A 13,956-nucleotide genomic window follows, 5' to 3' on the forward strand; every position below is an offset into this window, starting at 1 on the left:
TGTCACTGCTCCTGAAGGCGCTGGGGCACGGGGGTCCCCCCTGGTCGGGGGGAGCCGGGGGTCTGCTGGAGGGTCGGGGGGAAGTCTGCGGTGTCCGTGGTGTGTACGGCCAGCGTGCGGTCGGGATTCAGCCGTACGACGATGTGGCGGCGCCAGGCGGCGTCGTCGCGGTCGGCGTGGTCCTCGCGCCAGTGGCAGCCACGAGTCTCCTCGCGCAGGCGCGCGGCCGCGACCAGGACCCGGGCCACGCACAGGAGGTTGGTGGCCTCCCAGGTGTCGACGCCGGGCTCGGAGGTCTTGCCGTTCTCGTCGAGGGCGTCGCGGGCGTCGGTGTGGAGCTGCTGGAGCCGGCCGGTGGCGGTCTCGAGGGACTCGGCGGAGCGCAGTACACCGGCGCCCTCCGTCATGATCCGCTGGATCGCGAACCGGGCCTCGGGGGCGAGCAGGGGGTGCGCGGGCTTCTCGGGGTGCGGGACCGGTACGGGCACGCGCGCGTGCAGGCCGTTCTCCGAGCGGCTCCGCGCGATGTCCGCGGCGATGCGCTCGGCGTAGACGAGGCCTTCCAGGAGGGAGTTGGAGGCGAGCCGGTTGGCGCCGTGGACGCCGGTGCAGGCGACCTCGCCGCACGCGTAGAGGCCGGGCACCGTGGTGCGGCCGCGGGCGTCCGTGCGGACGCCTCCGGAGGCGTAGTGGGCGGCCGGGGCGACCGGGACGGGCTCGGTGACCGGGTCGATGCCGTGGGCGCGGCAGGCGGCGAGGATGGTCGGGAAGCGGTGCGCCCACATGTCGGCGCCGAAGTGCCGGGCGTCGAGGTACATGTGCTCGGCGTCCTGCTCCTGCATGCGCCGCGTGATGCCCTTGGCGACGACGTCCCGGGGCGCCAGTTCGGCCAGCTCGTGCTGGCCGACCATGAAGCGCACGCCGTCCGCGTCGACCAGGTGGGCGCCCTCACCGCGTACCGCCTCCGACACCAGCGGCTGCTGGCCCTCGGCGTCCGGGCCGAGGAAGAGCACGGTCGGGTGGAACTGGACGAATTCGAGGTCGCTGACCTCGGCTCCGGCGCGCAGCGCGAGTGCCACGCCGTCGCCCGTGGAGACCGACGGGTTGGTGGTCGCGGAGAAGACCTGCCCCATGCCGCCGGTGGCGAGGACCACGTTGGGGGCGTGGACGGCTCCCACGCCGTCGTGCTGGCCCTCTCCCATGACGTGGAGGGTCACACCCGCGGTGCGGCCGTCGGAGTCCGTGAGGAGGTCCAGGACGAGCGCGTTCTCGACCGTACGCAGGCCACGCGCGCGTACCGCCTCGACGAGGGCCCGGGAGATCTCGGCGCCCGTCGCGTCGCCGCCCGCGTGCGCGATGCGGCGGCGGTGATGACCGCCCTCGCGGGCGAGTGCCAGCTCGCCTTCGGTGGACTCGTCGAAGTGGGCGCCGGTCTCGATCAGGCGGCGTACGGCGTCGGGGCCCTCGGTGACGAGGATGCGTACGGCGTCCTCGTCGCACAGGCCCGCGCCCGCGACGAGGGTGTCCTCGAGGTGCTGCTCCGGGGTGTCGCCCTCGCCGAGGGCCGCGGCGATGCCGCCCTGCGCCCAGCGCGTGGAGCCGTCGTCGAGGCGGGCCTTGGTGACGACGACGGTCCTCAGGCCCGCGGCCTCGCAGCGCAGCGCCGCGGTGAGGCCCGCGACGCCGGAGCCGACGACCACCACGTCCGCGGTGAGGGCCCAGCCGGGGGCGGGTGCGTGCAGTCGTATGCCAGTACCCGTAGGTGTACCTGTGCCTGTGGCGGTCACGAGGCGGCTCCGAAGGTGAGGGGGAGGTTGTCGATGAGGCGGGTCGTCCCGACCCGGGCGGCGACGGCGAGGACCGCCTCGCCGGTGAAGTCGTCCTCGATCTCGGTGAAGTCGGACGGATCGACCAGCGCCAGGTAGTCCAGGACCAGCGGCGGCTGGAGGCGGGCGGCCTCGTCCAGGACGAGGCGGGCGGCGGCGCGGACGGCGGCGGGGGCGCCGGGTACGGCCTTGGCGACCGCGTGCGCGTCGGCGGCGGCGCGGGATTCGCCGATCGCGCTGAGCGCCTCGGCACGCGCGCGCGTGGCGGGCACTTCGCGGGCCCGGGCGCGCAGGGCCTCCTGGGCGGCGTGCCGGTCGCGGCCCGCGAAGAGGGCCTGCGAGAGGGCGAGCGCGGTGCGCCGCTCCTCGGTCGAGAGGAAGCGGTTGCGGCTGGAGAGGGCGAGCCCGTCCTCCTCGCGCACGGTGGGCACGCCGACGATCTCCACGCCGAAGTTCAGGTCGCGCACCATGCGGCGGATCAGGGCGAGCTGCTGGGCGTCCTTCTGCCCGAACAGCGCCGCGTCGGGCCGGGTGAGGTGCAGCAGCTTGGCGACGACGGTGAGCATGCCGTCGAAGTGACCGGGGCGCACTGCACCCTCCAGGCGCCCGCCCATGGGGCCCGCGGTGAGGCGGACCTGGGGGTCGCCGCCGGGGTAGACCTCGTCCACGGAGGGGGCGAACACGGCGTCCGCGCCCGCCTCCTCGGCGATCTTGAGGTCGGCGTCGAGGGTGCGCGGGTAGCGGTCGAGGTCCTCGCCCGCGCCGAACTGGAGCGGGTTCACGAAGACCGTGACGACGACCTCGCCCTCGGGCCCGGCGATCTCGCGGGCGGCGCGGATCAGCGTGGCGTGGCCCTCGTGCAGGGCGCCCATGGTCATCACGACGGCCCGGCTGCCGCGCCGTACGCGCGCGTGGAGCTCGTCGGCGGTGCGCAGCAGGGTGGTGGTCATCGGTCGCTCCCGTCGTCGGGCAGGGTCGCGCCGTCGGCGAGTACCCCGAGGAGGTCCTCGGCGAGTTCCGGCTTCAGCAGGCCGTGGGCCAGCGCCCGGTCGGCGGTCGCGCGGGCCATCGCGAGATAACCAGCGACGGTCCCCGGGGCGTGCTTGCGCAGTTCGGCGACGTGCGCGGCGACCGTGCCGGCGTCCCCGCGCGCGACGGGCCCGGTGAGGGCGGCGTCGCCCGACCTGAGGGCGTTGTCGAGGGCGGCGCCGAGGAGCGGGCCGAGCATCCGGTCCGGAGCCTCCACGCCGGCGGTGCGCAGCAGTTCCATGGACTCGGCTACCAGGGTCACCAGGTGGTTGGCGCCGAGCGCGAGGGCCGCGTGGTAGAGCGGGCGGGACTCCTCGGCGATCCACTCGGGCTCGCCGCCCATCTCGATCACCAGGGCCTCGGCGGCCAGACGCAGCTGTTCGGGCGCGGTGACCCCGAAGGAGCATCCGGCGAGCCGCTGCACGTCCACGGGGGTGCCGGTGAACGTCATGGCGGGGTGCAGCGCGAGCGGCAGGGCGCCCGCCCTGAGCGCCGGGTCGAGCACCCGCGCGCCGTACCGCCCGGAGGTGTGCACGAGCAGTTGTCCGGGCCGGATGGCACCCGTCTCGGCGAGCCCCTCGACGAGCCCGGGCAGGGCGTCGTCCGGGACGGTCAGCAGGACGAGGTCGGAGCGCTCCAGGACCTGCGCCGGGGAGAGCAGCGGCACGTCGGGCAGGAGCAGCGCGGCCCGCCGCCTGGAGGCGTCGGAGACCCCGGAGACGGCCACCGGGCGGTGCCCGGCGAGCTGGAGCGCCGCGGCGAGGGCGGGGCCGACCCGGCCCGCGCCGACAACGCCGACGGTGAGCCGCGCGGGGCGGTCCTTGGGGTCTGGCTGGGAGAATGTACTCACTCGACGGCGGCCTTCCGTTCCAGTCCGCTCGGGGTACCGGACGATTTCTCGTCATGTTAACGCGATTGGTTCGAGCGTCGTTTTAGTTGTCCACAGGCTGTGGGTTTCCGCAGGTCGCGTGGGGTGCGGAAAACGAGGATGCCAAGGCGGGGCGCGCGCGACATCATCCGGGGATGAGCGATGCGGCGGAAGCGACGGCGGGACGGGACCCGATGACGGTGGGACAGGACCCCGAGAGTGCGGGCCAGGATCCGGAGGAGGCGGCCGAGCGGCTGCGGGAGCGGCGGGGTGCCGCGCTGCGGGAGGCCCGCCGCGTGCTGTGGCGGCCCAGCCACCAGCACACGGTCCGGGAACGGCTGGCCTGGCTGAACGACGGCGCCGAGGGCGTGTACGACCTCGACCGGCCCGTCGACATGTACGGCGGGCAGATCGTCGAAACCCTGGAGGAGCGGGTCGCGGGCCTGCTCGGCAAGGAGGCGGCCGCCTTCTTCCCCACCGGCACCATGGCCCAGCAGGTCGCCCTGCGCTGCTGGGCGGGCCGTACCGGGAACCCGACCGTCGCGCTCCATGCGCTCAGCCACCCCGAGGTCCATGAACGGCAGGCGTTCAGCCAGGTCAGCGGCTTGCGCCCGGTGCGGGTGACCGACGAGCCCCGGCTGCCCACGGCCCAGGAGATACGGGACTTCGAGGAACCCTTCGGGGCGCTGCTGCTCGAACTGCCGCTGAGGGACGCCGGTTTTGTGCTGCCCTCCTGGGAGGAACTCTCCGAGGTCGTGGAGGCCGCCCGTGATCGTGACGCGGTGGTCCACTTCGACGGGGCCCGCCTGTGGGAGTGCACCTCGCACTTCGGCCGACCGCTGGACGAGATCGCGGGCCTCGCGGACAGCGTCTACGTGTCGTTCTACAAGTCGCTCGGAGGCTTTGGCGGGGCGGTGATCGCGGGCCCGAAGACGCTGGTCGACGAGGCGAAGACCTGGCGGCACCGGTACGGCGGCATGATCCTCCAGCAGTTCCCCACGGTGCTCGCCGCGCTCATCGGCCTGGACCAGGAGCTGCCCCGGCTGCCGGAGTACGTGGCCCACGCGCGCGTGGTCGCCGCCGCCCTGCGCGAGGGTTTCACGGAGGCCAAGGTCCCCTGGGTGCGCGTCCACCCGGAAGAGCCGCACACCCACCAGTTCCAGGTCTGGCTGCCGTACGACCCGGACGTCGTGACGGACGCGGCGCTGCGGCAGACCGAGGAGACGAAGACCTCGCTCTTCTCCCAGAGCTGGATGCGGGGCGGTCCTGGGCTCGCGCTCACCGAGGTCACGGTGGCGGCGCCCGGTCTGGAGTGGACGGCGCAGGACGTACGGGCGGCCGTCCGGGAGTTCGTCGAGCGACTGCCCGGCTGACCGCACACGGCGACCGGCGCCCGGCCGACCCCGCACGCAAACCTGCGCGCTCCGCACGGAGGTCAGCAGCCCGGGTGCGGCCGCCGTCCGCGCAACCACCGGCCCAGGGCCTGACGTATGCGCCCGTGGGCCGGGCGGCCGGCCACGACCGCCCGGAACCGCCGGAGGTCGCGCAGCTCGCGGGCGACCTGCCAGTCGTGCGCGCCGGGCGCCGGAGGGGCGGGCTCGCCGTGCCGACGGGCCCTCATTGCCTCTCGGGACGGGAAACACGCGACGGGAGGGAGATCCGAAGGCCCGCGGTTGCCCCGGTCGTCCCAGATTGCGTCCGTCCTCGGCGGCTGTCGCCCCGATTGACGGTCGCCGTCAATCGACGACGGCGTTGTCAGTGGCGGGGTGCACCATGAGGTCATGAGCGTGCACATCGACGTCACCGGGCTGCGGCAGGAGCGGATCTCCGTCGTGCCGTCGCCCCTGGCCGAGCTCTGCATGGCGCTGCACGCGCTGTCCGAGCCGGGTCACCACCCCGGGCTGCAGGGCTGGGCGACCGGCGTGACCGCCCGGCTCGACTCGCATCTCGCGGACCGGATGTGCGAGGCCGACTTCCTGTGGCGGACGACGTTCTCGGACCTGTTCCTGCCGTACGCGGGGATTCCCGGCAGGACCACACTCCCGGGCGCCACGCTCGCCGAGGAGCTGGACCTGCTGGACAAGCTGACCGACGAGCAGTTCGTTGACGCCGCCCTGGAGTTCACCTGCGCGCTTCCGTACGCGGCGCCGGGCCGGGACACGCTCTCCGACCCCGAGCTGCAGCAGCGCGCGCTGGAGCTGGCCGCCGCGCGCGGACCTCAGCAGGTGCGGTTCAGCAAGCGGCTGCTGGACGATCCGCCGCAGATCCGGGCATGGCTCCGGCAGTTCCTGGAGGAATGCGACGAGGCCTTCTTCGCCGAGACCTGGTCCCGGCTGCGCCACCAGCTCGCGGCGGACGCCCGCCACAAGACGGACCTCCTGCGGCACAAGGGCCTGGCCGAGGCCATGGCCTCGGTGTCCCCGGCGGTGACGCTCGACGAGACCGGCCGGACGATCACGGTCGACAAGCTGGGCCAGGGCCAGACGGCCACCGGGGAGGGCGGACTCCTCCTCGTGCCGACCAGTCTCGGCTGGCCGCACCTGATGGTGCTGCATCGCTACGGCTGGCAGCCGGTGCTGCACTACCCGGTCGGTTCCCCGGAGCTCGCGGCACCGTTCTCGCTGGAGCTGCTGACCCTGCGGATGACCGCCCTGTCCCATCCGGTCCGGATGCGGATCTGCCGCAGCCTGGCCCGCAGCGCGTTCACCACGGGGGAGCTGGCGCAGGTGAACGGGATGACGGCCCCGGAGATATCCCGGCACCTGGGCGTGCTCAAGAAGGCGGGCCTGATCACCACGAGACGCCGCGGCCGGTACGTGATGCACCAGCTGGACGTCAGCGTCGTGGCCCGGCTGGGCAGCGACTTCCTGGAGGGCATCCTGCGCTGAGCCCACCGGGCCCATGCGAAACCTGGCGGATCCACATCGAGCCCGCCGGCCCCGTGTCGAGCTCGTCAGCCCCGTGTCGAGCCCGGCGGCCCCACGTCCAGCTCGTCAACCCCTTGCCGAACCCGGCGGCCCCACGTCCGGCGCTCCGGAGGCTCAGTCGAACCGGATGTGCTTGGTGCCGGTCCACGCCCGCCGCAGCCGCCCCCGCACCGCCCCGTCCTTGTTGGGCGTCAATGTCAGCCCCGCGAGCACGGCGATCCGGTCGGCCGTCTTGGCTACCGTCGTGTGATCGGTCCACAGGTGCTCCGCGAACTCCGGCTCGCGCAGCCGCTCCAGGCAGTCGTCGAGCTGCCGCACGGCCCAACTCTCGCGCCGCAGCGGGGCGTCCCTCCCGGCGACGTACTGAAGGAGGTGTCCGAAGCCACGCTCGCGCAGCCGTTTCAGTACGGTCTCGCGCTCGGCGAGGAGCGCGAAGTGCCGTACGTCGTGGCCCAGTTCGGTCAGTCGCCCGACCGTCTCCTCGAAATAGCGGGCGTTGGTGACCGTCATGGGGGCGATGACCACGCCGTCGTGTTTACCGAGGGCGAGGTCGAGCACCTCCACCACACCCTGCCGCCAGGACGCCAAGTCCTGGAAGTCCCCGCGCAGTTCGGGCGGCAGCATGCGGCGCAGACCGAAGCCGGCGTGTTCCGGGTCGCAGACGACGCTGCCGGGCAGTCGTCGCTGGATCTCGTGTGCGGTCTGTGTCTTGCCGCCCCCGAAGGGGCCGTTGATCCACAGGAGCATGCGCAGACCCTAGTGGGCCCCGGTTACGCCCCGGTCACGCACCCACGATCGCCCCGTCGGCCCGTCAGCCCGTCGCCCCGTCGGCCCGGATCAGCGGTGCCCGCCCCGGCTCAACGCTGCCCGCCCGCCCGTACGAGCCCCGTCTCATAGGCGAGGACCACCACCTGCACCCGGTCCCGCAGCCCCAGCTTGGTCAGGATGCGCCCCACATGGGTCTTCACGGTGGCCTCGGACAGCACGAGACGGGCCGCGATCTCGCCGTTCGACAGACCCTGCGCGACCAGCACCATCACCTCGCGCTCACGGTCGGTGAGCCGCTCCAGCTCCTTGTGCTGGGGCTCCTTGCCGGCGTGGGGCAGCATCGGCGCGAACCGGTCGAGCAGGCGCCGGGTGGTGGAGGGCGCGACCACGGCGTCACCGCTGTGCACGGAGCGGATGGCGGTGAGCAGCTCGCCGGGCGGCACGTCCTTGAGCATGAAGCCGGAGGCACCCGCCTTCAGCCCGGAGAAGGCGTACTCGTCGAGGTCGAAGGTGGTGAGGATCAGCACCTTCGGAGGGTTGGGGTCCGAGCAGATGCGGCGGGTGGTCTCCACACCGTCCAGCTTCGGCATACGTACGTCCATCAGCACCACGTCGACCGCCGTCGACCGCAGGACCTGGAGTGCCTCGACGCCGTCGCCCGCCTCGGCCACGACCTCCATGTCCGGCTGGGCATCGAGCACCATCCGGAAGCCGGTGCGCAGCAGCACCTGGTCGTCGACGAGCATCACGCGGATCGCCATCGGGGTCTCTTCCCTCTCCATCAACGGTCAAAAAGCTCTTGGAACCGACCAAAAGGTGTCGTTACAGGTGTCAGTGAGCCGACTTGAGCGGCAGCAGGGCGCTGATGCGGAAGCCTCCACCGGGGCGCGGCCCCGCGTCCAGAGTGCCTCCGACCATACCGACGCGCTCGCGCATCCCGATCAGGCCGTGCCCCTGGCCGTCGGCGCCGCCCTCCTCGTACAGCTCGTGGGGCGCGCCCTTGCCGTCGTCCTCGACGAGCAGCCCGAGCCCGTCGTCGAAGTAGACCAGGCGCACGCTCGCGCCCGTGTTCGGGCCACCGTGCTTGCGCGTGTTGGTGAGCGCCTCCTGGACGATGCGGTACGCCGTGAGCTCCACCCCGCTGGGCAGCGGGCGCGGGGTGCCCTCGACCTTGAAGTCGACGGGCAGGCCCGAGGTGCGGCACTGCTCGATGAGGTCGTCGAGCTGCTCGACGTCGGGCTGCGGCACGTACTCACCGCTCTCCTGGTGCTCGCCGGTGCGCAGCACGCCGAGCAGGCGGCGCATCTCGGCGAGGGCCTGGCGACCGGTCCCGGAGATGGTCTCCAGGGCCTTCCTGGCCTGCTCGGGGGCGGCGTCCATGACGTACGCGGCACCGTCTGCCTGGACCACCATCACCGAGACGTTGTGCGCGACCACGTCATGCAGTTCGCGGGCGATCCGGGCGCGCTCGGCTGCGACGGCCACCTTGGCCTGCGCCTCGCGCTCCTTCTCCAGGCGGGCGGCGCGCTCCTCCAGCTGGGCGAGGTAGGCGCGGCGGGTGCGGATGGAGTCGCCGAGCACCCAGGCGAGCGCGAACGGAACCGTCTGGAAGATCACTATCAGGACCGCGCCGAGCGGGCCCTCATCCCGCAGGGGCCAGCGGAGCTGCCCGACGGTCGCCGCGCAGAGGCCGCCGATCAGCCCGAGGCGCGAAGCCCAGCGGGCACCGTCCGCGGCGACGGTATAGATGATCACCAACATCGCGAAGTCCGCGGGCGCCGGCGGGACATCCAGGACGACCTGTGCGATACCCGTCACCGCGGCCACGACCAGCATCTTCTCGGGCATGAGACGGCGCAGGGCGACGACGGCACTCAGTACGACGGCGATCGGGAGCGCGGCGGCGAGCGACCCGCGCTGTTCGGCGGCGCCGTTGACATTGGTCAGGCTCACGCCGGAGATCCCGAGCAGGACGACGGCCCAGAAGCTGTCGACCCACGTCGGGTGCCTGCGGAGAAAGTCATAAAGGCGCTGCACGTAACCCAGCGTAGGGAAGCATGCAGTGTGCAGGGGTCAACCGGAGGATCGATCCGCGAGGGGCGCTCGTACTCCCCAAGGTGGATGCTCCCCCGCCCGAGACGGCTAGGACCTGTCCGGCGGATCAGGTCGCAGAGCAGCAACGGCGCCTCTTGAGCGCCGGTGAGCGGGGTCTGGTGCGTGCAGCTGCAAGGCGGAGGAGGAAGTCATGGCGGAGCCATGGCGACCGATGACAACGCCGCAGATGTGCGTGCCAGACCCCGCGTCTGCGACATGATCCGCCGGGCAGGTCCTAGGGACCTGTCTTTCGGTAGGGCCTAGCCTGGCTCGGTGAGGCGTGTGGGGACGGGTGAGTGGCGAGGTTGGCGCGAGGCGACGGAGGAGGCCCTGTACGGGCCCTCCGGCTTCTATCGCGGGCCCGAGGGGCCGGCGGGCCACTTCCGTACGTCGGTGCACGCGTCCCCGCTGTTCGCGGCGGCCGTGGCCCGGCTGCTGTGCCGGGTCGACGAGGCCCTCGGCCGCCCTGCCGAGCTCGCCTTCGTCGACATGGCGGCGGGCCGCGGTGAGCTGGTGACCGGTGTCCTCGCCGCGCTCCCCGCCGAAGTGGCCTCCCGCGCGCGCGGGTACGCCGTCGAACGCGCCGACCGCCCCGCTGTTCTCGATCACCGGATCGAGTGGCTCACCCAGCCCCCGAAGGGGATCACCGGGCTGCTGTTCGCCAACGAGTGGCTGGACAACGTGCCGGTGGAGGTGGCGGAGGTGGACGCGGCGGGCGTACCCCGGCTGGTTCTCGTACGGGACGACGACGGGGCCGAGCGCCTGGGTGAGCCCGTGGCCGGGGCGGAGGCGCAGTGGCTGCGGAAGTGGTGGCCGCTGGTCTCCGAAGAGGTGCCGTCCCCAGAGGCGCTCTCCGAAGAGATGCTTTTCGATGAAAGGCCCTTCGAGGGGGCCCGCGCCGAGATCGGCCTCCCTAGAGACACCGCTTGGGCCGGTGCGGTCGCCTCCCTGGACCGGGGCCTCGCCGTCGCCGTCGACTACACGCACTTCGCCGCCGCGCGACCGCCTTTCGGGACACTCACCGGCTTCCGCGAGGGCAGGGAGACGGCGCCCGTGCCGGACGGTTCGTGCGACATCACGGCGCATGTGGCACTGGACGCGTGCGCGCTGCCCGGAGGGCGCGTGGTGACCCAGCGGGCGGCCCTGCGCGCGCTCGGCGTGAGCGGCGCCCGGCCGGCGCTCTCACTCGCCGCCACGGACCCCACCGCCTACGTACGCGCTCTGGCGGGCGCGGGACAGGCCGCCGAACTCACCGCGACCGGCGGCCTGGGCGACTTCGGCTGGCTGCTCCAGCCGGTTGGAATTCCGAACCCAATGCTGGAATTCCGAACCCAGTGATCGACGGCCTTCTTCGATCGACGGTCTCCTTCGATCGACGGTCTCCTTGCCGACGATCCACCGGCCGACGGCCTACTTGTCGATGTCCCCGACCACGAAGAACAGTGACCCCAGGATCGCCACCATGTCCGCGACCAGCGTCCCGGGCAGCAGCTCCACCAGCGCCTGGATGTTGTTGAACGAGGCCGAGCGCAGCTTCAGCCGGTACGGGGTCTTCTCACCCTTGCTGACCAGGTAGTAGCCGTTGATCCCGAGGGGGTTCTCGGTCCAGGCGTAGGTGTGTCCCTCGGGCGCCTTCAGGACCTTCGGGAGGCGCTGGTTGATCGGCCCGGGCGGAAGGTCCGCGAGCCGGTCGAGACAGGCGTCCGCGAGGTCGAGCGCGTTGTGGGTCTGTCCCAGGAGGCACTCGAAGCGGGCCAGGCAGTCGCCCTCCTGGCGGGTGACGACCTTCAGGGTGTCCTGGAGCTCCCCGTAGGCGAGGTACGGCTCGTCCCGGCGCAGGTCGAAGTCGACGCCCGAGGCGCGCGCGATCGGCCCGCTCACTCCGTAGGCGTGCACGGCCTCCGGCGCGAGGGCGCCCACGCCCCGCGTACGCCCCCGGAAGATCTCGTTGCCGAGCACCAGGTCGTCGTACACGCCCATCCGCGAGCGCAGGGCCGTGACGGTGTCGCGCGCGCGGGTGGTCCAGCCGGCCGGGAGGTCCTCCTTGAGACCGCCGACGCGGTTGAACATGTAGTGCATGCGCCCGCCGGAGATCTCCTCCATGACGTGCTGGAGTTCCTCGCGCTCCGTGAAGGCGTAGAAGATCGGGGTGATCCCGCCGAGCTCCAGGGGGTACGAGCCCAGGAACATCAAGTGGTTCAGGACCCGGTTGAGCTCCGCGAGGAGGGTCCGCATCCACACCGCACGCTCGGGGACCTCCATACCGAGCATCCGCTCCACGGCGAGGACCACGCCCAGCTCGTTCGAGAAGGCGGAGAGCCAGTCGTGACGGTTGGCGAGCATGACGATCTGGCGGTAGTCGCGCGCCTCGAAGAGTTTCTCCGCGCCGCGGTGCATATAGCCGATCACCGGCTCCGCGTGCTGGATCCGCTCACCGTCCAGGACCAGCTTCAGCCGCAGCACCCCGTGCGTGGACGGGTGCTGGGGCCCGATGTTGAGCACCATGTCGGTGCTCTCCGCGGCGCCGCCGATACCGACCATGGTCTCCGTCGTAGGAGTCATGGGGACAGTCTGTCGTACGTACCCTTGCGGCATGGATACGGGGAGCGCGGAGACCGCGGGAAACACCGTGGGAAGCACGGCGACGGAGCCGGTCTGGACCGGGCTGCCGCCTGGACTGCTGCGGATGCGCCGGCTGCTGCTGGTGGTGTGGCTGGGACTGCTGACGATCGTCCTGGGGGTGCTTCTCGCGGTGTTCGCGGGCGCCGTCTGGGCGGCCTTCGCGCTGCTGCCGTTCGCCCTGCTGGTGTGGGGCTGGGGGATGCTGGGGCGCAACTGGCGCTCCTGGCGGTACGCCGAGCGCGCGGACGACCTGCTGATCAGCCGGGGTGTGCTGTTCCGTGAGGAGACCGTGGTGCCGTACGGGCGGATGCAGCTGGTCGAGGTGACCTCCGGGCCCGTGGAGCGGCACTTCGGGCTGGCGAGCGTGCAGCTGCACACGGCGGCCGCCGCGACGGACGCGTGCATCCCGGGCCTGGACCCGACCGAGGCCGAGCGGCTGCGCGACCGGCTGACCGAGCTGGGCGAGGCCCGATCGGCGGGGCTGTGAACACGCCGGCGCCCGGCGCGGAGGACGCCATACGGGAGCAGAAGCCACTGGTGGAGCGGCGGCTGCACCCCGTGACACCGTTCCGGCGCGCCTGGGCGCCGGTTGCCGTGGTCGCCGGTTGGGCCGTGCACGACCCCAACCAGGCGCAGGAGCAGCTGACCAGGCTGACGACGACCGCGCTGCTCATCGGGCTCGCCGTCATCGTCCCGGCGGCCGCCCTCTACGGCTTTCTGAGCTGGTGGTTCACACACTTCGCGGTGACCGAGACCGAACTGCGCATCCGTACCGGCCTGTTGTTCCGGCGCACCGCGCACATCCGGCTGGACCGGCTGCAGGCCGTCGACGTCACCCAGCCGCTGCTGGCCCGCGTCGCGGGCGTCACCAAGCTCAAACTCGACGTCATAGGTACGGACAAGAAGGACGAACTCGCCTACCTCGGCGAGGACGAGGCCCGCGCCCTGCGCGCCGAGCTCCTCGCCCGCGCCGCCGGTCTCGCTCCCGAGACGGCTCACGAGGTCGGCGAGGCGCCGGTACGGCAGCTGCTGCACGTGCCGGCGGGCTTCCTCGCCGTCTCCCTCGTCCTCACCGGCGCCACCTGGGGTTCCCTGGCCGCCGCGCTCGTCGTGCCCCCGTTCCTGTGGTTCGCCACCCACAGCGTGTGGACGGTCCTCGCCACCGGGGTGCCGCTGCTCGGCGCCGCGGGCGCGAGCAGCGTGGGGCGGTTCGTCGGCGAGTACGACTGGACGGTGGGCGAGTCGCCCGACGGGCTCCGCATCGACCACGGCCTCCTCGACCGTACGCACGAGACGGTGCCGCCCGGACGCGTGCAGACCGTACGGATCGTCGAACCGCTGCTGTGGCGGCGACGCGGCTGGGTACGGGTGGAACTCGACGTGGCGGGATCCTCGAACTCCGTCCTCGTGCCCGTCGCTCCGCGCGAGGTCGCCGAGTCGGTGATCGCGAGGGTGCTGCCCGGGGTGACGGTGCCGTCCGCCCTGTCCCGGCCGCCGCGCCGGGCCTGGTGGTGCGTGCCGCTGTGGTGGCGGGGGTACGGGCTCGCCGTCACCGACACCGTCTTCGCGGCGCGTCACGGACTGCTGCGCCGCCGCCTGTCGCTCGTGCCGCACGCGAAGGTGCAGAGCGTACGGCTGACGCAGGGGCCCTGGGAGCGCTTCAGGGGCGTCGCCGACATCCATGTGGACACGGGGGCCAACCACACGGTGACGGCGCGGCTGCGGGACGCCGCGGAGGCCGCGGAGCTTCTTCAGGCGCAGGCCGACCGGTCCCGGACGGGGCGGCGCGAGGCCCGGCCGGACCGCTGGATGGCGTGAGACG

The 13,956-nt window shown here is 72.6% G+C and carries 13 protein-coding genes; 5 read left to right on the forward strand and 8 right to left on the reverse strand.

Features of this window, described 5'->3' with window-relative positions; all coding sequences use genetic code 11:
- Positions 1 to 2: 2 nt before the first annotated feature.
- The 3 genes from AQJ27_RS26010 to AQJ27_RS26020 are packed head-to-tail and all read right to left on the reverse strand — an operon-like array spanning position 3 to position 3,705.
- Positions 3 to 1,787 carry an L-aspartate oxidase gene (locus AQJ27_RS26010; RefSeq protein ID WP_067373670.1) on the reverse strand — a complete coding sequence of 595 codons (1,785 nt, stop codon included), beginning with the start codon at positions 1,785 to 1,787 and terminating at the stop codon, positions 3 to 5.
- Complete coding sequence (gene panC / locus AQJ27_RS26015) at positions 1,784 to 2,776, reverse strand: pantoate--beta-alanine ligase (protein ID WP_067373672.1); 993 nt, start codon at positions 2,774 to 2,776, stop codon at positions 1,784 to 1,786. The genes AQJ27_RS26010 and panC overlap by 4 nt, the downstream gene beginning before the upstream one ends.
- On the reverse strand, positions 2,773 to 3,705 hold the full coding sequence (locus AQJ27_RS26020) for a Rossmann-like and DUF2520 domain-containing protein (RefSeq protein WP_067373674.1): 933 nt from the start codon (positions 3,703 to 3,705) through the stop codon (positions 2,773 to 2,775). The genes panC and AQJ27_RS26020 overlap by 4 nt, the downstream gene beginning before the upstream one ends.
- A 212-nt stretch (positions 3,706 to 3,917) precedes the next feature.
- Here AQJ27_RS26020 and AQJ27_RS26025 point away from each other — a divergent pair, with 212 nt between their 5' ends.
- Positions 3,918 to 5,096 (forward strand): threonine aldolase family protein, encoded by a 1,179-nt coding sequence (locus AQJ27_RS26025; protein WP_067374344.1) that lies wholly within the window; start codon positions 3,918 to 3,920, stop codon positions 5,094 to 5,096.
- A 62-nt stretch (positions 5,097 to 5,158) separates the two neighbouring features.
- On the opposite strand, the gene AQJ27_RS58815 is transcribed toward AQJ27_RS26025, so the two are convergent.
- Positions 5,159 to 5,344: a hypothetical protein gene (locus tag AQJ27_RS58815; protein WP_079065259.1), complete on the reverse strand. Its 186-nt coding sequence runs from the start codon at positions 5,342 to 5,344 to the stop codon at positions 5,159 to 5,161.
- A gap of 160 nt (positions 5,345 to 5,504) precedes the next feature.
- On the opposite strand from AQJ27_RS58815, the gene AQJ27_RS26030 reads away from it, so the two are divergent.
- On the forward strand, positions 5,505 to 6,611 hold the full coding sequence (locus AQJ27_RS26030) for a DUF5937 family protein (RefSeq protein ID WP_067373677.1): 1,107 nt from the start codon (positions 5,505 to 5,507) through the stop codon (positions 6,609 to 6,611).
- 153 nt (positions 6,612 to 6,764) lie between these two features.
- On the opposite strand, the gene AQJ27_RS26035 is transcribed toward AQJ27_RS26030, so the two are convergent.
- The 3 genes from AQJ27_RS26035 to AQJ27_RS26045 all read right to left on the reverse strand — a co-directional run bounded on the left by AQJ27_RS26035 (position 6,765) and on the right by AQJ27_RS26045 (position 9,455).
- Entirely contained in the window at positions 6,765 to 7,397 is a 633-nt protein-coding gene (locus AQJ27_RS26035) for an AAA family ATPase (RefSeq protein ID WP_067373679.1), read from the reverse strand.
- 110 nt (positions 7,398 to 7,507) lie between these two features.
- Positions 7,508 to 8,179, reverse strand: a complete 672-nt coding sequence (locus AQJ27_RS26040; protein ID WP_054237494.1) for a response regulator transcription factor — start codon at positions 8,177 to 8,179, stop codon at positions 7,508 to 7,510.
- Positions 8,180 to 8,249: 70 nt separating this feature from the next.
- Positions 8,250 to 9,455: a sensor histidine kinase gene (locus AQJ27_RS26045; protein ID WP_067373681.1), complete on the reverse strand. Its 1,206-nt coding sequence runs from the start codon at positions 9,453 to 9,455 to the stop codon at positions 8,250 to 8,252.
- A gap of 330 nt (positions 9,456 to 9,785) precedes the next feature.
- On the opposite strand from AQJ27_RS26045, the gene AQJ27_RS26050 reads away from it, so the two are divergent.
- Positions 9,786 to 10,850, forward strand: a complete 1,065-nt coding sequence (locus AQJ27_RS26050; RefSeq protein WP_067373683.1) for an SAM-dependent methyltransferase — start codon at positions 9,786 to 9,788, stop codon at positions 10,848 to 10,850.
- Between the two features lie 72 nt (positions 10,851 to 10,922).
- Here AQJ27_RS26050 and AQJ27_RS26055 read toward each other — a convergent pair whose 3' ends face one another.
- On the reverse strand, positions 10,923 to 12,074 hold the full coding sequence (locus tag AQJ27_RS26055; RefSeq protein ID WP_067373688.1) for an NADH-quinone oxidoreductase subunit D: 1,152 nt from the start codon (positions 12,072 to 12,074) through the stop codon (positions 10,923 to 10,925).
- A gap of 31 nt (positions 12,075 to 12,105) precedes the next feature.
- On the opposite strand from AQJ27_RS26055, the gene AQJ27_RS26060 reads away from it, so the two are divergent.
- Positions 12,106 to 12,621 (forward strand): PH domain-containing protein, encoded by a 516-nt coding sequence (locus AQJ27_RS26060; protein WP_067373691.1) that lies wholly within the window; start codon positions 12,106 to 12,108, stop codon positions 12,619 to 12,621.
- Positions 12,618 to 13,952, forward strand: coding sequence for a PH domain-containing protein (locus tag AQJ27_RS26065; RefSeq protein WP_067373694.1), 1,335 nt, complete (start codon positions 12,618 to 12,620; stop codon positions 13,950 to 13,952). Before AQJ27_RS26060 ends, AQJ27_RS26065 begins: the two co-directional genes overlap by 4 nt.
- Positions 13,953 to 13,956 lie beyond the last annotated feature (4 nt).

The sequence above is a fragment of the Streptomyces olivochromogenes genome (genome assembly GCF_001514115.1).
Lineage (GTDB): Bacteria > Actinomycetota > Actinomycetes > Streptomycetales > Streptomycetaceae > Streptomyces > Streptomyces olivochromogenes.